Source organism: Roseateles sp., assembly GCF_965229315.1.
GTDB lineage: Bacteria > Pseudomonadota > Gammaproteobacteria > Burkholderiales > Burkholderiaceae_C > Pelomonas.
The window spans coordinates 630,650-654,346 of record NZ_CBDDJA010000001.1 but is presented as its reverse complement, the minus strand read 5'-3'; the positions used below and the strand labels follow the sequence as shown (position 1 = coordinate 654,346).

At 70.4% G+C, this 23,697-nt stretch carries 24 protein-coding genes; 14 read left to right on the top strand and 10 right to left on the bottom strand.

The genetic code is table 11. From position 1 onward, the window contains the following. Positions 1-55 precede the first annotated feature (55 nt). The 3 genes from rsmG to ACO07H_RS03035 form a co-directional block, all read right to left on the bottom strand. Positions 56-682: a 16S rRNA (guanine(527)-N(7))-methyltransferase RsmG gene (gene rsmG, locus ACO07H_RS03045; RefSeq protein WP_422010985.1), complete on the bottom strand. Its 627-nt coding sequence runs from the start codon at positions 680-682 to the stop codon at positions 56-58. Next, entirely contained in the window at positions 679-2,631 is a 1,953-nt protein-coding gene (gene mnmG, locus ACO07H_RS03040) for a tRNA uridine-5-carboxymethylaminomethyl(34) synthesis enzyme MnmG (protein ID WP_422010983.1), read from the bottom strand. Before mnmG ends, rsmG begins: the two co-directional genes overlap by 4 nt. 114 nt (positions 2,632-2,745) lie before the next feature. Continuing rightward, positions 2,746-3,402 (bottom strand): hypothetical protein, encoded by a 657-nt coding sequence (locus tag ACO07H_RS03035; RefSeq protein ID WP_422010981.1) that lies wholly within the window; start codon positions 3,400-3,402, stop codon positions 2,746-2,748. An 84-nt stretch (positions 3,403-3,486) separates the two neighbouring features. Between ACO07H_RS03035 and ACO07H_RS03030 the strand changes: the two genes are divergently transcribed. Together ACO07H_RS03030 and ACO07H_RS03025 are read left to right on the top strand one after the other, a co-directional pair. Then, positions 3,487-3,744 (top strand): YkgJ family cysteine cluster protein, encoded by a 258-nt coding sequence (locus ACO07H_RS03030; protein ID WP_422010979.1) that lies wholly within the window; start codon positions 3,487-3,489, stop codon positions 3,742-3,744. Positions 3,745-3,780: 36 nt separating this feature from the next. After that, on the top strand, positions 3,781-4,278 hold the full coding sequence (locus ACO07H_RS03025) for a hypothetical protein (protein ID WP_422010977.1): 498 nt from the start codon (positions 3,781-3,783) through the stop codon (positions 4,276-4,278). Here ACO07H_RS03025 and ACO07H_RS03020 read toward each other — a convergent pair. From ACO07H_RS03020 to ACO07H_RS03005, 4 genes are read right to left on the bottom strand one after another with little or no spacing between them, the layout of a single operon-like run. Continuing rightward, complete coding sequence (locus ACO07H_RS03020; protein ID WP_422010975.1) at positions 4,275-4,778, bottom strand: hypothetical protein; 504 nt, start codon at positions 4,776-4,778, stop codon at positions 4,275-4,277. The genes ACO07H_RS03025 and ACO07H_RS03020 overlap by 4 nt on opposite strands. Next, positions 4,775-5,938: an ABC transporter permease gene (locus tag ACO07H_RS03015; RefSeq protein ID WP_422010973.1), complete on the bottom strand. Its 1,164-nt coding sequence runs from the start codon at positions 5,936-5,938 to the stop codon at positions 4,775-4,777. Before ACO07H_RS03015 ends, ACO07H_RS03020 begins: the two co-directional genes overlap by 4 nt. Then, complete coding sequence (locus ACO07H_RS03010) at positions 5,935-6,717, bottom strand: ATP-binding cassette domain-containing protein (RefSeq protein ID WP_422010971.1); 783 nt, start codon at positions 6,715-6,717, stop codon at positions 5,935-5,937. The genes ACO07H_RS03015 and ACO07H_RS03010 overlap by 4 nt, the downstream gene beginning before the upstream one ends. Further along, entirely contained in the window at positions 6,714-8,180 is a 1,467-nt protein-coding gene (locus tag ACO07H_RS03005; RefSeq protein ID WP_422010969.1) for an alpha/beta hydrolase, read from the bottom strand. The genes ACO07H_RS03010 and ACO07H_RS03005 overlap by 4 nt, the downstream gene beginning before the upstream one ends. A 181-nt stretch (positions 8,181-8,361) precedes the next feature. On the opposite strand from ACO07H_RS03005, the gene ACO07H_RS03000 reads away from it, so the two are divergent. Together ACO07H_RS03000 and ACO07H_RS02995 are read left to right on the top strand one after the other, a co-directional pair. After that, positions 8,362-8,496: a hypothetical protein gene (locus ACO07H_RS03000; protein WP_422010967.1), complete on the top strand. Its 135-nt coding sequence runs from the start codon at positions 8,362-8,364 to the stop codon at positions 8,494-8,496. Positions 8,497-8,557: 61 nt separating this feature from the next. Beyond that, complete coding sequence (locus tag ACO07H_RS02995; protein ID WP_422010965.1) at positions 8,558-8,761, top strand: hypothetical protein; 204 nt, start codon at positions 8,558-8,560, stop codon at positions 8,759-8,761. On the opposite strand, the gene ACO07H_RS02990 is transcribed toward ACO07H_RS02995, so the two are convergent. Beyond that, positions 8,758-9,789: a DUF3667 domain-containing protein gene (locus ACO07H_RS02990; protein WP_422010963.1), complete on the bottom strand. Its 1,032-nt coding sequence runs from the start codon at positions 9,787-9,789 to the stop codon at positions 8,758-8,760. The two genes, ACO07H_RS02995 and ACO07H_RS02990, sit on opposite strands and share 4 nt — an antisense overlap. Before the next feature lie 119 nt (positions 9,790-9,908). On the opposite strand from ACO07H_RS02990, the gene gstA reads away from it, so the two are divergent. Beyond that, positions 9,909-10,514, top strand: a complete 606-nt coding sequence (gstA, locus tag ACO07H_RS02985) for a glutathione transferase GstA (RefSeq protein WP_422010961.1) — start codon at positions 9,909-9,911, stop codon at positions 10,512-10,514. Positions 10,515-10,521: 7 nt separating this feature from the next. Here the strand turns inward: gstA and ACO07H_RS02980 are convergent, their stop codons facing one another. Continuing rightward, positions 10,522-12,093, bottom strand: a complete 1,572-nt coding sequence (locus ACO07H_RS02980; protein WP_422010959.1) for a thioredoxin family protein — start codon at positions 12,091-12,093, stop codon at positions 10,522-10,524. 66 nt (positions 12,094-12,159) lie between these two features. Here ACO07H_RS02980 and ACO07H_RS02975 point away from each other — a divergent pair, with 66 nt between their 5' ends. Then, positions 12,160-12,834: a DNA alkylation repair protein gene (locus ACO07H_RS02975; RefSeq protein ID WP_422010957.1), complete on the top strand. Its 675-nt coding sequence runs from the start codon at positions 12,160-12,162 to the stop codon at positions 12,832-12,834. A 212-nt stretch (positions 12,835-13,046) separates the two neighbouring features. Next, positions 13,047-13,256: a hypothetical protein gene (locus tag ACO07H_RS02970; protein ID WP_422010955.1), complete on the top strand. Its 210-nt coding sequence runs from the start codon at positions 13,047-13,049 to the stop codon at positions 13,254-13,256. Position 13,257: 1 nt separating this feature from the next. Here ACO07H_RS02970 and ACO07H_RS02965 read toward each other — a convergent pair whose 3' ends face one another. Further along, on the bottom strand, positions 13,258-15,309 hold the full coding sequence (locus tag ACO07H_RS02965; RefSeq protein WP_422010953.1) for an FAD-dependent oxidoreductase: 2,052 nt from the start codon (positions 15,307-15,309) through the stop codon (positions 13,258-13,260). A 190-nt stretch (positions 15,310-15,499) separates the two neighbouring features. On the opposite strand from ACO07H_RS02965, the gene ACO07H_RS02960 reads away from it, so the two are divergent. The 7 genes from ACO07H_RS02960 to ACO07H_RS02930 all read left to right on the top strand — a co-directional run bounded on the left by ACO07H_RS02960 (position 15,500) and on the right by ACO07H_RS02930 (position 23,697). Then, a complete protein-coding gene (locus ACO07H_RS02960) occupies positions 15,500-16,810 on the top strand; it encodes a DUF4397 domain-containing protein (RefSeq protein WP_422010951.1) in 1,311 nt (436 codons plus the stop codon). An 87-nt stretch (positions 16,811-16,897) separates the two neighbouring features. Next, complete coding sequence (locus ACO07H_RS02955) at positions 16,898-17,590, top strand: hypothetical protein (RefSeq protein ID WP_422010949.1); 693 nt, start codon at positions 16,898-16,900, stop codon at positions 17,588-17,590. 69 nt (positions 17,591-17,659) lie between these two features. Then, positions 17,660-20,266 (top strand): DUF3857 domain-containing protein, encoded by a 2,607-nt coding sequence (locus ACO07H_RS02950; protein ID WP_422010947.1) that lies wholly within the window; start codon positions 17,660-17,662, stop codon positions 20,264-20,266. A gap of 7 nt (positions 20,267-20,273) precedes the next feature. Next, positions 20,274-20,504, top strand: coding sequence for a cysteine-rich CWC family protein (locus ACO07H_RS02945; RefSeq protein ID WP_422010945.1), 231 nt, complete (start codon positions 20,274-20,276; stop codon positions 20,502-20,504). A 63-nt stretch (positions 20,505-20,567) separates the two neighbouring features. Beyond that, positions 20,568-21,449, top strand: a complete 882-nt coding sequence (locus ACO07H_RS02940; RefSeq protein WP_422010943.1) for a DMT family transporter — start codon at positions 20,568-20,570, stop codon at positions 21,447-21,449. After that, on the top strand, positions 21,446-23,110 hold the full coding sequence (locus tag ACO07H_RS02935) for a long-chain-fatty-acid--CoA ligase (protein ID WP_422010941.1): 1,665 nt from the start codon (positions 21,446-21,448) through the stop codon (positions 23,108-23,110). The genes ACO07H_RS02940 and ACO07H_RS02935 overlap by 4 nt, the downstream gene beginning before the upstream one ends. Then, positions 23,110-23,697 carry a nucleotidyltransferase family protein gene (locus ACO07H_RS02930; protein WP_422010939.1) on the top strand — a complete coding sequence of 196 codons (588 nt, stop codon included), beginning with the start codon at positions 23,110-23,112 and terminating at the stop codon, positions 23,695-23,697. The genes ACO07H_RS02935 and ACO07H_RS02930 overlap by 1 nt, the downstream gene beginning before the upstream one ends.

The window sequence follows — 23,697 nt, the reverse complement described above, 5'->3', positions numbered from 1 at the left end:
GGGCGACGGGGTGGGGCGGCCAGTTTAAGCGAGCGGCCCACAGCCCGGTGCTGCTTCAGCGGGGCCGCATCCAAACGATGCAGCGCTGCGCATCCAGGCCTGGCACGGCCAACTGTTCCACGTGAAACACGTCCACGTCGGCAGGCAGCGCGGCGATTTCGTCGGCCGGGTGCTGGCCCTTCATCGCGAGCCAGACCGCGTCCGGTGCCAGGTGCTGGCGGGTGAGGGTGGTGAAGTCCAGCAGCGAGGCGAAGGCGCGGGAGGTGATGACGCCGAAGGAGTCGATCTTCAGCTGCTCCACCCGGCTGTGCACGCCATGCAGGTGGGGCAGCTTCAGCTCCGCCGCCACCTGCTGGATGAAGGTGGCCTTCTTCGCCACCGCATCCACGCAGGTCACGTCCGTGCCGGGGCAGCAGATGGCGATGACCACGCCGGGCAGCCCGCCACCGGCGCCCACGTCCATCAGCCGTGCAGGTGCGCCGTGGCGCTGCAGCGTCGCGATGACCGACAAGCTGTCCACCAAGTGGTGGCTGAGCATCTGCGCCGGGTCACGCACGGCCGTCAGGTTGTAGACCTTGTTCCACTTCTGCAGCAGGGCCAGATAGTCCAGCAACTGGTCGAGCTGGGCGTCGCTGAGATCCAGGCCCAGTTCGCGGGCGGCGCGTTCGAGCGTGTCCTTCATGCCGTTTCGGCCTCGGCGGCGAAGCCCTTGAACTTGCCCTTCTTCAGGTGGACCAGCAGCAGCGAAACCGCAGCCGGCGTGATGCCGGAGATGCGTGAGGCTTGGCCCAGCGTTTCGGGGCGGTGGGTGTTGAGCTTCTGACGCGCCTCGAAGGAGAGGGCATGGACGAGGCTGTAGTCCAATTCGTCGGGCAACTTCAGGTGCTCGAAGTGGGCGGCGCGGGCGACATCGTCAACCTGCTTGTTGATGTAGCCGGCGTACTTGACGCTGATCTCGACCTGCTCGGTGACGAGGGCCGCCAGTTCGGCGCCCAGCTCAGTTTTCAATGTTTCACGTGAAACACCAGCTTCAGGCCGCGCAATCGCAGCCACCTCGGCGACCGTGTCGAAGACAACGCCGGGTCGGCGCAGCAGGTCGACGAGGGTGTACTCACGCTCTAGTGCTTTGCCAACGAGACGTTCCGCGTCCGCCGCCGGCAGAATACCAGCGTGGACCCAAGTGCTCTTCAGCTTCTCTGTTTCACGTGAAACAGCATCGCGCTTGCGGTTGAACGCGTCCCAGCGGGCGTCGTCCACCAAACCCAGTTGGCGGCCAGTCTCGGTCAGGCGCGCGTCGGCGTTGTCCTCGCGCAGTTGCAGCCGGAACTCGGCGCGGCTAGTGAACATGCGGTAGGGCTCGGTCACGCCCTTGGTGATGAGGTCGTCCACCAGCACGCCCAGGTAGGCCTGGTCGCGTGCGGGCGTCCAGGCGTTTTCCCCGCGCACCTGCAGCGCGGCGTTCAGGCCCGCAAACAGGCCCTGGGCCGCCGCCTCCTCGTAGCCGGTTGTGCCGTTGATCTGGCCGGCGAAGAACAGCCCCTGGATGCTCTTGGTCTCGAACGAGGCCTTCAGCGCGCGCGGGTCGAAGTAGTCGTACTCGATGGCGTAGCCGGGGCGCAGGATGTCGGCGTTCTCCAGGCCCGGGATGCTGCGCACGGCGGCGAGCTGGATGTCGAAGGGCAGGGAGGTGGAGATGCCGTTGGGGTAGAACTCGTGCGTCGTCAGGCCTTCCGGCTCCAGGAAGATCTGGTGCGAGTCCTTGTCGGCGAAGCGGTTGACCTTGTCCTCGATGCTGGGGCAGTAGCGCGGGCCCACGCCCTCGATGACGCCGGTGAACATGGGGCTGCGGTCGAAGCCGCTGCGGATGATCTCGTGCGTGCGTGCGTTGGTGTGCGTGATCCAGCAGGGCACCTGCTGGGGGTGCAGGGCGGCGTGGCCCATGAAGCTGAACACCGGCGAGGGGTGCAAGTCGCCGGGTTGGGCCTCGCATTTGCTGAAATCGATCGTGCGGCCATCCAGGCGTGGCGGCGTACCGGTCTTCAAGCGCCCCTGCGGCAGCTTCAGCTCCTTCAGCCGCGCCGACAGGCTCACCGCCGGCGGATCGCCTGCGCGGCCGGCGCTGTAGTTCTGCAAGCCCACATGGATGCGGCCGTCCAGGAAGGTGCCGGCCGTCAGCACGACGGCGCGGGCGCGGAACTGGATGCCGGCCTGCGTGACGGCACCGACGACGCGGTCGCCTTCCACCATCAGGTCGTCCACCGCCTGCTGGAAGAGCTGCAGCTTGGGCTGGTTCTCCAGCATGCGGCGGATGGCGGCCTTGTAGAGGATGCGGTCGGCCTGCGCGCGGGTGGCGCGCACGGCCGGGCCCTTGGAGCCATTGAGGATGCGGAACTGGATGCCGCTCTCGTCGGTGGCCAGAGCCATCGCGCCGCCCAGCGCATCGACCTCCTTCACGAGGTGGCCCTTGCCGATGCCGCCGATGCTGGGGTTGCAGCTCATCTGGCCCAGGGTCTCGATGTTGTGGGTCAGCAGCAGCGTCTGGGCGCCCATGCGGGCGGCGGCCAGCGCCGCCTCGGCGCCGGCATGGCCGCCGCCGACGACGATGACATCGAATTCCTTGGGGTAGAGCATCTCGGTCCTGGAAAGAACGTGGCCCGCGCGAGCGCTCGGGCAAACCCCGAATTTTACGAAGCGGCTGTGGATAAGTCACCCCATGGGCCGCTTGCCCTGGGGCGGCGCGTGAGATCAGTCGCCTGCCAGGAAATAGTCGATCTGCCAGCGGCCTTGCACCTGGGAAAAGCCGATGCGGTAGTCGATGGGGCTGCGCACCTGCGTTGAGCGGACGTGGCCGACCTGGCCGGACGGCAGCTTCACGCCGACCCAGCTCGTGGGCTCGCCGGACTGATCAGCGGTGTCGACGATGGAGAAGTCCAGGTTAGCGACGACCGGCGCGGTATCGCTGGCCGCCGCACGCACATTCACGCTGCTGCCCACCGCCGCGACCGCGGTGTAGATGTCCGAGCCGCGCGGCCAGGTGGACGTGACGTAAGGCGCCAAGAAGCGCCCGTGCCCGTCGAAGCTGCCGCCCAGCGACAGCACGGTTGCCAGCGTGTCCCACAACAGGCTGTCGGCGGTGTCAGGCTTCCACATCGCCTTGAAGTCCTCGATGCCGTGCTCGCCGCCGAAGGACAGCTCCACGTCCTTGCCGAGCGCCGCCAGCACGGCGGCGCCGTCGTGTCGGGCGACGGCGGCTTGCAGCCGGGCGCGAAAGCTGAAGAAGTCGGGCACCGAGGTGGCCTGGTCGACCGGCGGTAGGCGCGGCGGTGTCTGGCCCTGGGCCTGGGCGACATGCCCTGCTGTTGTCAGGCAAAGCGCGAGGACGAGGCCGGTGCGGAGCAGCATAGTGATAACCCTGGTGTTCCCTGAATGTAGCGGGGCGCGCATCGACAATCCCTGTCTCTCACCCGTCGTCTCACCCTTTTCACCATGGACTGCCGCCCCCGTTGCGCCGCCTGCTGCATTGCGCCGTCAATCTCCAGCGCCATCCCCGGAATGCCAGGCGGCAAACCTGCCGGGGTGCGCTGTGTCCAGCTCGGCGAGGACGAGCGCTGCAGGATTTTTGGGCGGCCGGATCGGCCAGCGGTCTGCAGCTCCTTGCAGCCGAGCGAAGACATGTGTGGCGAAAGCCGGGCGCAGGCGATGCGCTGGCTGGGCTGGATGGAAGAGACGACCGCCCCGGGCTGATGCGCTTGCGAGCCGGCCCCACAATCGACCGCACCCATGCCCATCATCACCGACGCCGCCGTCCCGCCCACCAGCCTGCTGGGCCGCCTGGCCGCCGAGCGCAATTCGTTTGCCGATGCCTACAGGTTGATGCTGCCGCGCTCCGTGAGCCTCGCCGAATTCGTCGAGGCGTTCTACACGACGCGCCTGTTCAAGCTCGAACGCTGGCTGATCGCCCGCACAGGCCGCCCGTCCACGGATGCCGACATCCGCGCGCTGGCGCAGGGTGAGGACCGGCGCATGGCCGCCTGGACCGTCGAGGCCCGCGAGGGCGACGAGATGCTGATGCACGAGGACAGCGGCGTCACGCGGTCCTGGTTCAAGGCAGAAGCGGGCGAGGGCGGCACGACGCTGTGGTTCGGCTCCGCGTTCATGCCTCGCCGCCGCGAGGAGGGCGGCCAGCCGCGCTTCGGCTGGCTCTTCCACGCGCTGCTGGGCTTTCACCGCGCGTATTCGCGGGCGCTGCTCGGGGCCGCCGCCCGGCGGTTGGGTTAGGGCTTGGTGCCTTTGCCCGCGACCGTCTCGGTCACCGGCTGGTGCGTGGCCAGATCCTCGATCCACGCCTCGCAGGCCTCGGGGGCGATGCGCCCGGCCACGCGATAGGCCTTGCCGGCCTCCGGCGTGAACACCACCTCGCCCTGCACGCGGCAGGTCGGGTTGGTCATGGCCAGGATGGGCGCGGCGTACTGCGTGGCGGCCTGCAACCGCACGCGCGCGGGGCGCACGGGCAGCTCGTTGGTCAGCGCCACCGGCGCCACGGCAAACCCGCGGCCCTGGTTGGCCCGCACCGTGGCCATGCTGGTGCTGGACAGCCGGCGGCCGTCCACCTGCGTCATCTCGAACACGTGCAGCAGCTGGCCGCTCGCCTGCTGCGCCTGGTCGGCCACGTTGACGGTCGGGCCGGTGTAGTCCGGCGGCGTGGCGGGCTCGAAGCTGCCGAGGCCGGCGCAGCCGGACAGCGCTGCCGCGAGCAGGGGGCCTGCCAGCCGCTTCATCGCGCCACCGCCGTGCGCATCGAGCGCGCCACGTACAGCAGTGCCACCGCCGTCAGCGCGGCGCCGACGACGATGCTGGGCACCACCTGGCTCCAGCGCAGCGCCTCGCCCTTGAGCACGGCCAGCATCAGCTGGTTCTGCGCAAGACCTGGCACCCAGGGGTACCAGGCCGCGTCGCCGCCCGGGTTCAGCATGCTGACCATGGGCATCAGGCTGACGGCCGTGACCACCAGCGTGCTGCCGGCCTGCGCCTCCTTGAAGGTCTTGGAGCGGATGGCCAGCGCCATCAGCAGCGCCGACAGGCCGGCCGCCAGCGGGATCTGCAGCAGCCAGAAGGACAGCACCTCCTGCGTGCCGAACTGGAACATCGCCTGCAGGCTGTCGCTCCTGAGCAGCCATTGCGCGGGCACGAAGCTCAGGCTGGACAGCAGCGCCACCGCCATGCCCAGCAGCGCGACGGCACCCCACTTGCCTGCCACGATGGCGCCGTGCGGCACCGGGTTCATCAGCAGCGGCTCCAGCGAGCCGCGCTCGCGTTCGCCGGCCGTGCTGTCCAGCGCGGCGGTCAGCGCGCCGTACAGCACGGCCATGATGATGAACATCGGCACGATGGTGGTCAGCCGCGCGATGCGCGCCTGCACGCTGGCGAGGTCGCGCTCCTCAATGTCGACGGGCTCCAGCAGCTCGGTGGACACGCCACGCAGCGCCAGGTTGATCATGGCGCGCTCGCGATTGAAACCCATCAGCAGGCGCTGGATGGGCCCGACGCCGGCGGACGCATGCTGGTTGGCGCTGTCGCTGACGATCTCCACCGTCGGCGCCTCGCCGGCCAGCAGCCGGGCCTCGAAGTCCTTGGGCACGACGAGCACCGGCTCCAGCAGCCGGGTGGCGCGCAGCTTGGCCTCGTAGTCCGCGGGCGCGGGCTTGATGGTGAAGGTCTGGCGCTCGATGAAGTTCTTCAGCGTGGGCGCGGCCTCCATGTTCACGACCAGCACCTCGCGGCGGTCCGCGCGCTCCTCCATCGACGCGATCAGGCCCGACAGCGCCATCAGCAGCGCCGGCCCCATCAGCACGGCGGGGATCAGCAGGCGCAGCAGCGTGCGCCGGTCGCGCAGCGCGTCGGTCAGTTCCTTGGCAAAAACTAGGAAAGCCAGCTTCATGCGGCCACCTCTTCCGGGAAGGCAAGTTTGACGAAGGCGTCCTCGAAGCGGGATTCGCCGGCTTGTTCGAGCAGCTCCGGCACGCTGCCGTTCGCCACGCTGCGGCCCTTGGACACGACGACGACCTCGTCGCACAGGTGCTCCACCTCCTGCATGATGTGCGTGGAGAAGACGATGCACTTGCTGCCGCCCTCGGGGCTGCGCAGCCAGCGCAGGGCCTCGCGCAGTGCGCGGGTGGCCAGCACGTCCAGGCCGTTGGTGGGCTCGTCCAGCACGATGTTGGCGGGGTCGTGCACCAGCGCGCGGGCCAGCGCCGTCTTCATGCGCTCGCCCTGGCTGAAGCCCTCGGCGCGGCGGTCGAGGATGCCGCCCATGTCCAGCAGCCGGGCCAGCTCGGCGGCCCGCGCGTCGGCGGCGCCGGCGTCCATGCCCTGCAGCCGGCCGTAGTAGACGATGTTCTCGCGGGCGGACAGGCGCGGGTACAGGCCGTGCGCGTCGCCCAGGATGCCCATGCGGGCGAGCGCCTTCAGCGGTGCGTCCTTCACGACGATGCCGTCCACGGCCATCTGGCCGGCGTCCGGCGGGAACAGCCCCGCCAGCATGCGCAGCGTGGTCGTCTTGCCGGCGCCGTTGGCGCCCAGCAGGCCGGTGATGCGGCCGTTGTCCGCGCGCAGGCTCACGCCCTGCACGGCGCGCACGACGCGCTTGGGCGCACGCTTGAACAGGCTGCCGCCCGACTGCGCGACGAACTGCTTGTGAACGTCCTGGATGTGGATCATTTCGCCGCCCCTCCCTGGACGGGCTGGAACGCCGGCGGGCGTGGAATGTGGGTGGCGCAGGCGGCCTCCTGGGGCAGCGCGGCGGCGTCGGTCTTGGCGTCGATGAAGCGGAACATCAGGTCGCGCACGCAGCCGATGGCCATGACGCCGTGGCCGGCTTCGGGCACGACGAGGTGCTGCACACGCGCCGCATGGCCGGCGCCCAGCGCCTTCGCGACGCGTTCGCCGTGGCGCGGCGGCGTGGCCGGGTCGGCGCCGCCGCTCATGACCAGCACGGGGCTGGGCGCGGGCGGGATGGCGTAGAACGCCGCTGGCACGTCGCCACGGGGCCAGGTCTTGCAGACGCGGCTGTACATCTCGGCGTCCTGGGCGCGGAAGTCGGCACCCGGTGCGTCCTTGGCCTGGGCGATGCGCGGCACGTCTTCGGCGCAGATCACCGAGAAGTGCATGCCCATCGCCAGGCGCATCGACGGGTTGCTGCCGAAGGCGGTGGTCACGCCGAACAGGCCGGCGAAGTTGCCGTCCGCCGCCGCTGCGTGAATGGCGGCGGGCAGCGCGGCGGCCAGCGCGGGCTGGTACAGCGGCATGCGCACCGCGCGCAGCAGCAGCTCGCGGTCCACTGTGAAGCGCTCCGGCACGCCGGTCAACGGCTGCGCCACGGTCACCTCGCGCGGCAGCGACGCGAGCAGCTTGCGCCAGTCGTCACGCAGCCCGGGATGGGTCTTGGCATGGGCGTCGAGCAGCTTGTCCAGCGCGGCCTGCCCGTCGGTGGAGAAGCTGGCGGGCAGCACCATGTCCGGCGGCGCCACGCCGTCGATGATGGTGCGCCGGACCTGGGTCGGGAACTGGCGCAGGTACTCCAGCGCGGCGCGCGTGCCGTAGCTGCCGCCGATGAGGTTCCATTGCGGCACCCCCAGGGCCTCGCGCACCGCCTCCATGTCCTGCATGGCGATGGGCGTCGTGAAGAAACGCAGGCCGCCGTCCTGGCCGTAGGGCAGCTTTTCGAGTGCCGCGCGGCAGGCGTCCAGGCGGCGCATCTGCGCGGCCGTGTCGAGCTGCTCGGTGATGGGCAGCTTGCTGTCGTCCGGGCAGTCCAGCGGCGCGGAGCGGCCGGTGCCGCGCTGGTCCACGAACACCAGGTCGCGCCGGTTGTTCAGCCTGGACAGGCGCGGCAGCACGCGCGCCGCGATCTTGATCGCGCTCTGGCCGGGGCCGCCGGCCAGCATCAGCACGGCGTCGGGCTGCTTGTTGCGCGCCATCGCCGGGACCACGAGGTAGTGGATGTCGATCTTCACGCCGTCCGGCCGCGCCGGGTCCAGCGGGCGCTGCACGCTGCCGCATTGCAGCTCGTTGGGGATGCCGTCGATGCGGCAGGGCTTCAGCGGCGAGGCCGCGTGAGCCAGCGGCGCGCTGAGCGCCAGGGCGGCGGCGAGCGCACAGGCGCGCCGGGCGGGGAAGGGCATGGCAGGGCTCCAGGGATCGGATAGCCGCGAGTATCCGGGCCGCCCGGTGCGCCACCATGGCGCCGATGGCGGCTGGCAGTTTGGTGCGTTGAATGGTGCCTGACGCGCGATGAATGGCGGCGTATGCTGGCGCCGCCATCCAGCCTGCCCTTCAGCCCGCCATCGTCCACGAGAGCCTGCCATGACGCTTTGCCCCATCGCCCTCGTTGCCAGCTGCGCCAAGTGCCCGGCCTACAAGGTCTGCCCGTTGAAGACCGTCATCGGCGACGTGCCCAAGGCGCCGCCAGCCACCGCCGCCAGGCCGCGCAAGAAGTGACGGCCGGCGTCCTCGACCCCAACCCCTGCTGCGGCAACCGCGCCGCCATGAAAGGCTGAGCGTGCAGACACTCGACGAGATGCGTGACCGCTGCCTGCTGACCCACGAGCAGCATGCCGAGATCGGTGCCTGGGTCAGCCAGGCGCGCACCCCCGAAGCCATCCTGGCCATGCCTGATGCGCTGTGGCGCACGCTGGAGCTGGCCAGCGTGCTGATGGACGTGGACGCCGACCTGCGGGGCGAGCCGCCGCTGTCGGGGTTCTAGGCTGCCGCCAGCGCGCCGGCCATGACCAGGGCCAGCAGGCCCAGGCCGATGATGAACCAGTGCAGCACCGCCAGCAGCGCGGCGCGCAGCAGGGTCGTCCACCAACTGGCCGCATGGACCCGCTTCAATGCGATGACCGGGTAGATGTTGGACCAGGCCCAGACGACGAAGACGACCAGGCCCCAGGGCAGCAGCACAGCCACCAGCAGCATGCCGTACCAGGCCGCGTGCAGATGCATCGCGAAGACGAAGTGCGCGCCGTAGGCCTGACGCCAGAACAGCAGCTTCAGCAGGCCGGCGAAGAACGGCAGCGAGCACAGCACCGCGTAGGGCGCCAGTCCCATCATCGTCGCGCCCATCGCATGCATGGAGGCCTTGGGATCGGCGCGCCAATGCGTTTCGGCGCGGTGGACGCGGTCCTGCATGCCCTGGGGCAGCTGTGAGGCGAGGTCGGGGCTGAGGATGGTCGTGTCCCCGGAGCGCTCGGAAATCTTCTTCCTCGCCTTGGCGAACTTGGCCGCGGCGATCGAGTCCGCGGACGCCGCAGACGCTGCATCGGGCACCACCTGTGCCACCTCATCGCCCTCCTCGCCGTCCCGGCCTAGCGTGTGCGTGCTGCCCGGCATGAGCTTCAACGCCAGGAAGAACAGCAGGCCCAGCGTCAGCAGCAGGCGCAGCGGCAGCACATAGCGCTGCTTGCGGCCGGCGAGGTATTCGCGCGTCAGGAAGCCGGGCCTGGCCATCAGGCCCCACAGGCTCTTCCACAGCGTGCCCTCGACGGCGATGTAGTGGCTGACGAACTCGTGCACGAACTCGAACAGCGACGGCGGATGGTTGGCCGTGTCCTGGCCGCACTGGCTGCAGAAGCGCGCGTTCAGCGTCAGCGCAGTGCCGCAGTTCAGGCAATCGCCCGTGGCGCCGTGGCCGTGGCCGGCCCGGCCGCCGCCGGCCGCCAGACTGGCCAGGTCGGCCGAGGCCACCACGGCGGCGGTGCCGCCCGCCAGGCCGCTCAAGCCTGCGTCATCCATGTTCCGTCCCTCCGCAATGTCCGGCGTCCTTTGTGGCGCCGGGCGGGAGTGTGCCGCAGCAGGTCGGCGCAGGCTTAGCATTTGCCGCTTTCCCAGCCATTCATTTGGAGACGTTTGCCATGAAGCTCTATTTCGCCCCCGGCGCCTGCTCGCAGACCCCGCACATCGTGCTGCACGAGGCGGGCCTCGCCCACGAGGCCGTGCAGGTCAACCTGAAGACGCACCAGCTGCCCGACGGCAGCGACTACTACGCCATCAACCCGCGCGGTTATGTGCCGCTGCTGGAATTGGACGACGGCCAGCGCCTGACCGAGAACGCCGCGCTGGTGCAGTACCTGGCCGACCTGGCGCCTGCCAAGGGCCTGCTGCCACCGGCCGGTTCGCTGGCGCGCACGCGCGTGCAGGAATGGCTGGCCTTCATCGGCAGTGAGCTGCACAAGGGCTACTCGCCGCTGTTCAACCCGGCGCTGGCGGACGACGTGAAGGCCATCTTCAAGGCCAAGCTGGCCGACCGCTACCGCTGGGTGGACCAGCAGCTGGCCGGCAAGTCTTACCTGATGGGCGAGACGTTCTCGGTCGCCGACGCCTACTTCTTCGTCGTCACGAACTGGGCGCCGCGCGTGGGCGTGGACCTGGCGGGCCTGGAGAACGTCGCCGCCCACCAGGCGCGCATGCGCAACCGCCCGGCCGTGCAGGCGACGCTGAAGGCTGAAGGCCTTGCCTGATTGAGGGTCAGGCCTTGCGCGGGGCCGGCTTCATCAGCCCCTCGCAGGCCGACTTGGCCTTCGCATCGCTGCCGTCCAGCTTGCCGCAGACGCCGTCGAGCTGGGTCTTGAGCCGGCCCACCGCGGCGGCCTGCGCGGGTGACTGGTTCCAGCTGTTCAGCAGCGTGCCGACGCGCTTGAGCGAGCGTTCGCTGCGCTCGTAGAACGCGCCGGGGTCCTTCTCGGCCTCGGTGAACAGTTGGGCCGCGGCCTTCTCGATGCGCGGCGTGTCTTCCGGGCTCAGTTCGATCAGCGCGGCGAAATAGCCCGAGCCCCATTGCAGCCGCGTGGCCGGGCCTTCGCTCTTGTTGAAGGCCTCTTCGTACCAGCGCAGCGCCTCCAGCTTCTTGCCCTGCTTCTTCGCGTTGCCGGCGAGCTGGCTCATCAGGTAGTAGGGCGAGTGGCTGCGCGCCAGCGCCGACTTCAGCAGGTCGTCGCTTTCCTTCCACAGGCCGGCACGGCCGAGCAGGTAGGCGGCGCCGGTGACGACGGCCTGGCGCTCATAGCCATCGGTGATTTCGCGGTTGGCGCGGGCGGCCTGGTCGCGTGCCTCGTTCAGCAGCGCGGCGGGGATGTTCTTCGGGTTGGGGTCGTCCTTGGGCGAGTCGATGCGGGCCAGGTCGATGCGGCCCTGCAGCGCGTTCAGCCGGTCGGCGCGGGACAGCGTGGCGTCCTCGTTCAGCCGCTTCAGCGCGGCGTCGAACTCGGCGACCAGCGCGCTGCGCGCGTCACCCGGTTGCGGCGTCAGCGCCTTGACGAGGTCGGGCGCTTCGTTGGTCAGCACGTCCATCTGCGAACGCGACTGTGCCTGGTCGGCCAGCACGGCGCGCAGGCGCGGCAACTGGGCCGCGTCGGCTGTCTTGCCATCGGCCAGCGCGCCGATGGACTTCAGCCACAGCCGCGTCGCCGTCTCGGCGTCGGCGCCCTCGCTGGCGCGGGCGAGCTGCGCCAGCGTCGCGGCGCGCTGTTCAACAGGCAGCAGTTGCTGCTCGTCGGTCTCCCAGCCGTAAAAGCCCAGCAGACGCCATTCGTTGGCGGACAGCTTCTTGCCGTTGGATTTGGGATTCAGGGCATCCGCCAGCACGGCCTTGACCGGGCGGCCGCTGGACAGCCCCAGCTGCAGCACCTTCATGACCTGGGCCGCGTCCGCCTCGCCGGGCAGGCGGGTGATCTCGCTCCCGTTGGGGTTGAACAGGATCAGCGTCGGGTAGCCGCGCACCTTGAAGCGCGTGCCCAGCTTCTGCGCGCCGGGCGCGTCGCCGTCGATGCCCACGGCGACGAAGGCCTTGCTCTGCTCGATGAAGTCCGCGCGGTTGAACAGCGTCGCCTTGAGCTGGTTGCACGGCGGGCACCACTTGGCACCCCAGTACAGCAGCACCGGTTTCTTCTCGGCCTTGGCCTGGGTGAAGTAGCGGTCGATGTCGGCGTCGGCTGCGGCGGCCTGCCAGCTCACGCCGGGGCCGGTGCTGGCATGGGCGGCCGGCGTGGTGGCCAGCAGCAGGGCGGTGGAGAGCGCGGCGAACAGAGGAGCGAGCTTCATCGGATGGTGAGATGAATTGGATCGGAGCGAGGATTTTGCGCCCCGGCCGGCCCGCAGAATCTGCACATGGCGAATAAGCTCAATCCCAAACTGGATGAAGCGCTGGCCGCGCTGCGGGAGCGCGCCCGGCCCGAGCAGCTCGGCGCCATGGCCCGCTTCGGCCTGACCGGCGACGCCCGGCTGGGCCTGGCGGTGCCCACGCTGCGCGCATTGGCCCGGGCGTTCAAGCGCGATCACGACCTCGCGCTGGCGCTGTGGGACACCGGCATCCCCGATGCCCAGCTGTTGGCCGGCATGGTGGCGGAGCCTGCGAAGCTGACCGTGGCGCAGATGGACCACTGGGTGGCCGGCATGCGCGCCTGGGACGTCTGCGACCAGGCCTGCACCAATGCGTTCGTCTGGAGCCCGTTGGCCTGGGCGCAGATCCCGCGCTGGGCAGCGCGTGAGGCGGCGTTCGAGAAGCGCGCCGGCTTCGCACTGCTGGCCGTCGCCGCAGTGCACCAGAAGCAGCGGCCGGACGCCGACTTCATTGCCCGGCTGCCGCTCATCGAGGCCGCGGCCGACGACGACCGCAACTTCGTCAAGAAAGCCGTGAACTGGGCGCTGCGCCAGATCGGCAAACGCAGTGAGGCGTTGCGTGAGCCTGCGCTTACTTTGGCGGAGCGCCTGTGTGCGCGCAGCGAGCCATCGGCCCGTTGGATCGGCAGCGATGCCCGGCGGGAGCTGCGTCGGCGCGCGTGAACTGGGACGCGAAGCCGTTCGGCGAGCGTCAGAAAATGACTCTGACCCCATATTTATCTCCCCCTTGCGGGGGATGTCGGGGGAGGGCCTGCGCCGCGCTTCCCCCCTCGATCCACCCAAAGGGCGATGGTGGGCAGCGGGGTCGGCGCCGATGCTGACGGTGTGACGTTTTTCACGTCGAACCGATCCACCCGCCCCACCTGGAGCCTGCCATGCAAACCCTGAACGCCTTGCCAGACCTGCGGTCCAACGCGCTGCTGTCCATGATGGGCCAAATGCCCGGTCGCAGCCCGGCCGATGTCCGCAAGCCGGCGGAGATCTGCGGCTGGTTCGACTCCAGCCTCGACCTCGCCAAGGGCCTGGAGGTCACCGAGGAGGACAACAACACGATGTACCAGCTCTGGGAACTCTCCCGGCGCTGAGTCAGAGCCGGCACGCGAGCTGGGTGCCCTGCAGGATGGCCCGCTTCGCGTCCAGCTCGCCAGCCTCCAGCGCACCGCCGACCAGGTGCACGCTGACGCCCGCCGCCTTCAACGGCGCCTCCAGCTCGCGCAGCGGCTCCTGGCCCGCGCACAGCACGATGGTGTCGGCCTCGATCAGCTGCGCGTCCGCCCGCTTCTCGCCATGGCTGACCCACAAGCCCTCCGGCGTGATGCCCTCGTAGTTGACGCTGGCCAGCATGTCCACCTGCTTCATCTTCAGCGCCGCGCGGTGGATCCAGCCGGTCGTCTTGCCCAGGCCCGCGCCCAGCTTGCCGGCCTTGCGTTGCAGCAGCGTGATCTGGCGTGTGGGCGCTTCCGGGGCCGGTCGCAGCAGGCCCGCCCGCACCTGCGCCGGGTCGCCCACGCCCCAGTGCTTGCGCCAGGCGGCGTCGTCCAGCGTCAGCGAGTGGCCGGCCTCCAGCAGGTACTCCGCCACGTCGAAGCCGATGCCACCCGCGCCCACGATGGCCACCCGCGCGCCCACCGGCCGGTCGTGCCGCAGCACGTCGATGTAGCTCAGCACCTGGCCGCGGGCGATGCCCTCATCCTGGCCCTTGATCTTCGGGTCGCGCGGGCTCACGCCGGTGGCCAGCAGCACGTCGTCGAAGCCGGTCAGCTCGTCCGCCCGCACCCGGCAGTTCAACTTGAGGTCGACGCCGGTGACGTCGAGGCGGCGACGGAAGTAGCGCAGCGTCTCGCTGAACTCTTCCTTGCCCGGGATGCGCCGGGCCATGTTGAACTGGCCGCCGATCTCGTGGGCCGCGTCGAACAGCGTCACCGCGTGCCCGCGCTCGGCCAGCGTCGTCGCCGCGGCCAGCCCCGCCGGGCCGGCGCCCACGACGGCGATGCGTTTCCTGGCACCCGTCACCGGCCGCAGCACGATCTCCCGCTCATAGGCCGCGCGCGGGTTCACGAGGCACGTGGAAATCTTCTGCGCGAAGGTGTGGTCCAGGCAGGCCTGGTTGCAGGCGATGCAGGTGTTGATCTCGTCCGCGCGGCCCTGCCTGGCCTTCTGCACGAAGTGCGAATCGGCCAGGAACGGCCGCGCCATCGACACCATGTCGGCCGAGCCGTCCGCCAGCACCCCTTCGGCCACCGCCGGCGTGTTGATGCGGTTGCTGGTGATCAGCGGCGTCGTGATGCCCTCGGCCCGCAGTTGCGCACGCAGCTTCGCCGTGACCCACGCAAACCCGGCGCGCGGCACGCTGGTGGCGATGGTCGGGATGCGCGCCTCGTGCCAGCCGATGCCGGTGTTGATGAGCGTCGCGCCGCCACGCGACACGCGCCGCGCCAGCTCCAGCACCTCGTCCCACGAGCTGCCGTCCGGCACCAGGTCCAGCATGGACAGGCGGTAGATGATGATGAAATCCGGCCCCACCGCCTCGCGCATGCGCGCCAGGATCTCCAGCGGCAGCCGCATGCGGTTCTCGTACGAGCCACCCCAGTCGTCGCTGCGCTGGTTGGTGTGCGTGACGAGGAACTGGTTGATGAAGTAACCCTCGGAGCCCATCACCTCGACGCCGTCGTAGCCGGCCTCGCGGGCCAGCTTCGCGCAGCGGATGAAGGCGCGGATCTGCCGCTCGATCCCGCGGGCAGACAGCTCGCGCGGTGTGAACGGGCTGATGGGCGACTGGATGCGCGACGGCGCCACGCACAGCGGCGAGTAGCCGTAGCGGCCCGTGTGCAGGATCTGCAGCGCGATCTTGCCGCCCTCCGCGTGCACCGCGTCCGTGATGATCTTGTGGCGCCGCGCCGCGCCGCTGGTGGCCAGCGTGCCGGCGAACGGCTTGGCCCAACCCTCGATGTTGGGCGCAAAGCCCCCCGTCACGATCAGTCCCACGTCGCCCTTGGCCCGCTCGGCGAAAAACACCGCCATGCGCTCGAAGTGCTTGGCGCCGTCCTCCAGGCCGGTGTGCATGCTGCCCATCAGCACGCGGTTCTTCAGCGTCGTGAAGCCGAGGTCCAGGGGGGCGAGGAGATGGGGATAGTTCATGCCGGCGATGCTAGCGACGCGGTCGCGCCGAAATTGGAGGGGTCTCCTCACCTGGGAGATACCCGCGCAGCAACAGTTCTTCACCGGCTGCTGGATGGCGGACACCGTGACGTCCTCCGCATGAGTTCTAATCGCAAGTCCGCGTATTTGGGGATAGGCCCGGCGGTTTGGTTTTTTCGGAGAGTTCTCGATGCGATTCACCCCTTGGGCCACCCGGCTGGTCCTCACGCTGAGCCTGTCGTCCGCTGCCCTTCTGACCGCCTGCGGCGGCGGCGGTAGCAGCAGCACCGCGCAGGTCCGCCTGCTCAATGCCACCCAGTCCTACCCGCAGCTGGACCTGACGGTCAATGACAAGACCATCAACAGCAAGATCGCGTACGCCACCGTGGGCAGCTACGGCGACGTCGACACCGCCAACACCGCCAGCAAGGTGCTGACCAGCGACGTCGGCACCAGCGTCTCGGCCACGACGCCCACGCTGGCAGGCGGCACGGCCTACACCTACATTTCCTACGGTTTCGCGGGCGCCGTGCGCACCACGCTGCTGCAGGAAGCCGAAACGGCACCCGATGCCAACAAGGCCAAGCTGTTGATCCTGAACCTGGCGCCCGACGCCGGCGCACTGGACGTCTACGTGACGGCCAGCACGGATTCGCTGGACACGGCCACGCCGGTCACGTCCAACCTGCAGGGCGGCGCGGGCAGCGGCTACAACCAGATCAACTCCGGCACCTTCCGCATCCGCATCACCGGCTACACCAAGAAGGGCAACGACCTGCGCCTGGACATCCCGGCCGTCACGCTCGCGTCGGCCAGCGTCAACACGCTGGTCCTGACGTCCACCTCCGGCGGCGTGCTGGTCAACGGCATGCAGCTGATCCAGAAGGGCGCGGTCACGGGCTACGCCAACACGCTGACGCGCGTGCGCGCCGTCAATGCGCTGGCCGGTTCGCCCGTCGTGGCTGCCACGGTCAACGGCAACAACATCCTGCCCGCGTCCCTGCCGCCCAACAAGACCGACTACTTCAGCTTCACCGCTGGCGCCAGCACGACATCCATCACGGTCAACAGCATCCCGCTGACGGTCGGCTCGCCCAACTTCGCGGCGGGCGGCGACTACACGCTGCTGATCTGGGGCGACGCTTCCGCGCCGCAACTGGCCGTGCTCAGCGACGACAACCGCCTGCCCACCGTCACGGGCAACGTGAAGATGCGGCTGGTCAACGGCCTGTCCGTTGCCGGCTCGCTGGCATCGCTGAACGTCGACTTCCAGACCCAGGCCAGCAACGTGCTGCCCGGCACCAGCTCTGCACCGGCCAGCATCAGCTCTTCCACCGGCGCGGTCGTCACCGTGAACTCGCCGCTGAAGGTCGACGCGCTGTACAACCCGTCGTCGGGCACGACTTCGGGCCTGACCCCGCTGACGGCCAACGGCGTCTACACCATCTTCATCATGGGCGACCCGAACAACCCCAAGGGCAGTCTCAGCAAGGACCGCTGATCGGCGTCCAGCCAGGCATCCAACGCCAGCCCCTCGCGCCTCCCGGCCGAGGGGCTTTTTGCTGCCCGTCGCGCGAAGATCGCCCCCATGCCCGCCACGCCCACCCGCGTCCACCTGCAGCGCCTGCGCCTGCTGTGGCGCAGTGCCGGCTGGCCCAGCCACGACTTCGTCGAGGTCGAGCTGCTGGCGGCCGGCTGGATCGAGCGGCTGCAGGAGGCCGACGGCCGCGAGCGCCTGCGCGTGACGGACGCCGGTGTCGCAGCGCTGGCGGCCTCGCTGACGCGCAACCGCGCCGCCCGCGATGCCCACGAGACGCTGGTCGAGCGCGTCGCCACCGAGATGCAGCGCGCCGGCCGCATCGCCTGGCGCGGCCTGGCCCTGCGCGCCGGGCTGCCCGGCGAGGACGGCCGCACGGTGTGGGTCAACGCCATGCCCGACGTCTACTCCATCCGCCACAGCACCGTCGAGGACTACCTGGAGCCCGCCATCCACGAGATCAAGGTCAGCCGCGCCGACCTGCTGGGCGAGCTGCGCCGCCCGGCCAAGTCCGCCGCCTACCGGGCGCTGTGCGGGCAGTGCTGGTTCGTCATCAAGGCCGGCATCGCCGAGACCGACGAGATCCCGCCCGAGTACGGTGTGCTGATCGGCCACGACAGCCACCTCGAACTCGCCCGCCCCGCGCCCAGGCGCGCCTGCAAGCCCGACTTCGCCACCTGGATGGTGCTGGCCCGGGCCACGCCGTTGCTGCCGCCCGACGACGCGCAGTCCGAGCTCGGCTGACAAGCTGCCCATAATCGCCGCGGCACAAAAAAGACCGAGGGAGGCGCGATGGCGAGCGCATGCAAGAGGATGCTGGCCGGCATTGGCCTGCTGTGGACGCTGCTGGCCGGCGCCGCGCCGCTTCAGGCGCCCCGGGGCGTGAGCTTTGCGCCGCCGCCGGCATGGGTGGACCCGCAGGCCGCCCCGCTGGACGCGACGGCGCCTGCCGAGGGCCTGAGCCAGGGCCGGCATTACCTGCTCGCCGACGAGCAGGTCCGCGTGGCCGGCAACACGTTGACGGACTACCAGCACCTGGCCACGCGCGCCGTCAACGAGCGCGGTGTCGAGGACGTCGCCAATGTGCAGATCCGCTTCGACCCGAGCTACCAGACCCTCACCATCCACCGCATCGAGGTGCTGCGCGCGGGCAAGGCCGTATCCCGCGTGTCGCCCGACGCGGTCAAGCTGCTGCAGCGCGAGGCCAGCCTGGAATCGCTGATCTTCGACGGCCGCCTCACCGCGCACGTCGCGCTGCACGACGTGCGTGTGGGCGACGTGGTCGAGACCGTCTACAGCGTGCAAGGCCACAACCCCGTCTTCGGCGCGCACCGCTTCGGCAGCTTCGACCTCGAATGGGGCATGCCCGTCGCCTACCGCCATGCGCGGCTGCTGTGGCCGCAGGGGCGGCCGCTGCACTGGAAGCTGCACAACGGCGCGCAGGCCGCCACCGTCGCCGAGACCCGCGGCGAACTGGACCACCGCTGGCGCCTGCGCAACGTGCCGGCGCGGCTGACCGACAGCGACAGTCCCGGCTGGTACGACCCCTATGCCTGGGCCGAATGGGGCGAGTTCGCGGACTGGGCCGCCGTGGCCCGCTGGGCGCTGCCGCTGTACCAGCTGCCGGCCGGCCCGCTGCCCGCCGTGGACCGCGAGGTGGCACGCATCGCCGCCGCGACGCAGGACCCCGAGCAGCGCCTGCTCGCGGCGCTGCGTTTCGTGCAGCGCGAGGTGCGCTACCTCGGCATCGAGATGGGCGCCAACTCGCACGCGCCGCACACGCCCGAGCTGGTGTTGCAGCGCCGCTTCGGCGACTGCAAGGACAAGACGCTGCTCAGTCTGGCCCTGCTGCGCGGCCTGGGCATCCCGGCGCGCGCGGCGCTGGTGCACACCGGCCTGCGCCAGGCCGCGGCCGACCGCCTGCCCACGCCCTGGGCGTTCAACCATGTGCTGGTGCAGGCCGACCTCGGCGAGCGCCGTGTGTGGCTGGACCCCACGCGCACGCCGCAGGCGGGCAAGGGCGTCGCGCAATGGGTGCAGGCCGACTTCGGCCGCGCGTTGCTGGTGGACGCCGGCACGCGCGAGTTCGTGCCCATGGCCGGCCCCGAGGCGCGCCTGCTGCGGCGCGACATGCGCACCGTGCTGGATGCCAGCGCGGGCTTCGACAAGCCCACGACCTTCACCGTCACGACGCAGGCCTACGGCGAGTCCGCCGAGCAGCTGCGCAACGCGCTGGCCACCACCTCGCGCGAAGACCTGCAGAAGCAGTACCTCGACTTCTACGCCGCCAGCTACACCGGCCTGGCCGTGGACCAGCCGTTCACGGTGCGCGACGACACCGATGCCAACCAGGTGGAGCTGGTCGAGCACTACCGCATGCCCGCCTACTGGGTGCGCGACGACAAGCGCGAGCGCTGGGTCGGCGACCTGGAGGTGCCCGACCTGCAGGAATGGCTGCGCCGGCCCAAGGGCCTGAACCGGCAGGGCCCGCTCGCGCTGCGCCACCCGGTGGACTTCAGGCTGGTCAGCGAGTTCCGCCTGCCGCAGCGCTGGCAGCTCAAGCCCGACCCGCTGCTCGTCGAGGACGCCGCCTTCGTGCTGCGCCGCGAGGAGGCCTGGCCGGACGCCCGCACGCTGGTGCTGACCGACCGCTACCAGAGCCGCAGCGACCACGTCGGCGCCGCCGACATGGCCCGCTACGTGGCCCAGCTCGACAAGGCCCGCACCGGCATCAACTACAACCTCTACCACCAGGATGGCGCGGACACGGCCACCGTCGCCGGCGGCGATTCGCCGCACTGGGTGCCGGTGATGGCGGGCCTGATCGGGCTGGGTGCGCTGATCTGGCTGGTGCGCCGCCTGGCCCGCTGGGACCCGCAGCCGCGGCCCCACGGCGCGCCGGTCGAGACCGCCATCGGCGGCTGGCTGTATCTGCCGGTGATCGGCCTGTTCGCGTCGCTGGTGCGGGTGGGCAACGCGTTGGTCGAGTCGGCGCCGGCGCTGACCGTGCAGGCCTGGACGGCGCTGACCCGGCCTGGCTCGCCGGCCTACCACCCGCTGTGGGCGCCCACCTTGATCGTGGAGTCGCTGTTGAACCTGGCCATCGCCATGGGTGCGGTGCTGCTGCTGTGGCTGATGCTGAACCGGCGCAGCAGCCTGCCGCGGCTCTACATCGCCTGGTGGGTGCTCGTCGTCGTGACGCTGCTGGGCGACGCCGCGATGCACCAGCTCATCCCTGCGCTGGCCGGCGACTGGACCGACAAGAACAGTGTCGAGCTGGGCCGCACCTGCGTGTTCGGCGTCATCTGGATCAGCTACTTCCTGCGCTCGGACCGTGTGCGCCGCACCTTTGTCTGCCGACGCCGCGCGGCCACCGCGCCGCCGGACGCTGCAGAATCCGCGGGCAGCCCCGCCTCATGAGCCCTCCATGGACCGAACCGCCCCGCACGACACCGCCCCGCTCGACGTCCGCTGCCCGCGCTGCGGCGGCGGCTTCGAGTGCGGCGTGAACGCGGGCCACTGCGCCTGCTTCGGCATCCGGCTGACCGACACGCTGCGCACCGAGCTGGCCGCGCGGTACAGCGGCTGCCTGTGCCTGGCCTGCCTGCGCGAGCTGATCGATGCCGACCGGGCCGACCCGGCCGCAGGGCCCGGCTGATTCGCGCGAGGGTCCTGGGCGAGACACATCGCGGCATCGTTTGGCAGGCATGATGCCCGCCTGATGCCTGTCACGTCCGCCATCGACCGCGTTGCGCCGCCGCTCTTCATCTTCATCTGGGCCACCGGCTACATCGCCGCCAAGCTGGCAGCGCCCTATGCCGACCCGCTGACCTTCCTGGCCTGGCGCTATGCCGGCGTCGTGGTGCTGATGCTGGTGCTGGCCCTGGCCGCCCGCGCGGCCTGGCCCACGCGCCGCGAGATGCTGCACCTGGCCGTGGCCGGCATCGGCATCCAGGCGCTGTACCTGGGCGGCGTCTGGGTCGCCATCCGCCAGAGCCTGCCGGCGGGCACGGCGGCGCTCATCGTCAACCTGCAGCCGGTGCTGGTCGCCGCGCTGGCGCCGCTGATCGGCGAACGCGTGGCGCCGCGGCAGTGGCTGGGCGTGGCGCTGGGCCTGGGCGGCGTGCTGCTGGTCATCTGGCACAAGCTCAACCTGGGCGCCAGCTTCGGCCCGCCGCTGGGGCTGTGCCTGATGGCACTGCTCGCGATCACCGCCGGCACGCTGTACCAGAAGCGCTTCGTGCCGCACTTCGACCTGCGCACCGGCCAGGTCGTGCAATTCGCCGCCGCGCTGGCCGTCACGCTGCCGCTGGCGTGGGCGCTGGAGCCCATGCGCATCGAATGGAACGCACCGGTCATCGCGGCGATGGCCTGGAGCGTGCTCGTGCTGACGGCCGGCGGCATCAGCCTGATGTTCTACATGCTGCGCCACGGCCGCGTGACGGCGGTGTCGAGCACGATGTACCTGGTGCCGTCTGTCACCGCGGTGATGGCGTGGCTGCTGTTCGGCGAGACACTGGGCGCACAAGCCATCGCCGGCATGGGGGTGACGCTGCTGGGCGTCTACCTCGTCGTCGCGAAGAAAACGGAGACCTCTGCATGACCCGAGCGCATCACAAGTTCTGGCCCGCGCGCGTGCCGCACGCCATCGAGCCGCCGGCCACGGCGCTGCCCGACAACCTGCTGGTCAACGCGCGCCGCTTCCCGCACCGGCCGGCGCTGGTCTTCCTGGGCCAGACCACCACCTACGCCCAGCTGGCCGCGCAGGTGCAGCGCATGGCAGCCTGGCTCGCGCAGCGCGGCATCGCCCGCGGCGACCGCGTGCTGGTGGACCTGCAGAACTGCCCGCAACTGGTCATCGCCCACTACGCCATCCTGAGTGCCAATGCCGTCGTCGTGCCGGTCAACCCGATGAACCGCGCGGCCGAGATCCGGCACCTCATCGAGGACAGCGGCGCCGTGCTGGCCATCACCAGCGCGGACCTCAGCGCCGAATGGCTGTCTGCCGGCATGGCTGCCAAGGACATGCTGGTCACGCGGCTGGCCGAGGTGCTGCCCGGCGGCCAGGTCGGTGCCGACGCGGGCCTGCCATCCGGCTGGGCGGACTGGCTCAACACCGACGTCGCGCTGCCGGCCGGTGCCACCGCCTGGGCGGATGCCATGGCCTGCACCGCCGAGCCGCCCGAGACCACCGTGGGTGCCGACGACCTCGCGCTGCTGCCCTACACCAGCGGCACCACCGGCAATCCCAAGGGCTGCATGCACCTGCACCGCAGCCTGCAGCACAACGTCTTCGCCGGCGGCCTGTGGGCCAACGCCAACCACGAGGACGTCATCCTCGGCGTGGTGCCCATGTTCCACATCACCGGCATGGTGGTCGTCATGCACGGCACGCTGGCCGTGGGCGCGGCGCTGGTGCTGATGCCGCGCTGGCAGCGCGAGTACGCCGCGCGGCTCATCCAGGACCACCGCGTCACGCGCTGGACCAACATCCCCACCATGGTCATCGACCTGCTGGCCAGCCCGCACGTGGACACGTTCGACCTCAGCAGCATGATCTCCATCGGCGGCGGCGGCGCGGCCATGCCGCAGGCCATCGCCGAGCGGCTGTGGCAGCGCTACGGCCTGCGCTACATGGAAGGCTACGGCCTCACCGAGACCGCCGCGCCCAGCCACAGCAACCCCTACGACGCCCCCAAGCAGCAGTGCCTGGGCGTGCCCTACATGAGCTGCGACGCCCGCGTGATCGACCCCGACACGCTGCGTGAGCTGCCGGTCGGCGAGAGCGGCGAGATCATCGTGCACGGCCCCATGGTGTTCGACGGCTACTGGCGCCGCCCCGATGCGACGCGGTCCGCCTTCATCGAGTTCGAGGGCCGGCGCTTCTTCCGCACCGGCGACATCGGCTACGTCGACGCCGACGGCTACTTCTTCATGACCGACCGCCTCAAGCGCATGATCAATGCCAGCGGCTTCAAGGTCTGGCCGGCCGAGGTCGAGAACCTCATGCACGCCCACCCCGGCATCGCCGAGGCCTGCATCATCTCGGCGCCCGACGCCTACCGCGGCGAGACGGTCAAGGCCGTGGTCGTGCGGCGCATCGGCCACGAGTCGCTGACGGCCGAGCAACTGCGCGACTGGTGCCGCGCCAACATGGCCGCCTACAAGGTGCCGGCCGTCGTCGAGTTCGTCGACACGCTGCCCAAGAGCGGCGCCGGCAAGGTCATGTGGCGCGCGCTGCAGGAGCGCGAGAAGGCGAAGTGATGGCCGCGGCGCAGGCCCCGGCCGAAGACGCCGCACGGTTGACGGCGCTCGTGCGCGCCACGCCCTGGTTCATGGCGGCACTGCGGGCCGGTCGCGAACTGAGGCTGGCGCAGTGGTGCATCGGCGCGGGCGCGCTGCGCAACCTCGTCTGGGACGCGCTGCACGACCAGCCGCCATCGGCGCTGCCCGACGTGGACTTCGCGTTCTTCTGCGCCGCCGACGTCGGTGCGGACCGCGATGCCGCGCTGCAGCGCCGGCTCGGCGAACTCTGCCCCGGCCTGCCCTGGGAGGTGACCAACCAGGCCGACGTGCACCTGTGGTTCGAGGCGCATTTCGGCCATGCCGTCGAACCGTTGCGATCGCTGCAGGATGCCGTCGCGACGTGGCCCGAGCCGGCCACGGCGGTTGGCGTGTGGCTGGACGCGCACGACGACCTGCATGTCATCGCGCCGCTGGGCCTGGACGACCTGCTGGGCCTGCGCGTGCGGCGCAACCCGCGGCGCGTTAGCGTCGCCACCTACCGCGAACGCTGCGCCAGCAAGCGCTACGCCGAACGCTGGCCGCGCGTCTGCGTGGAGCCGGCCTGA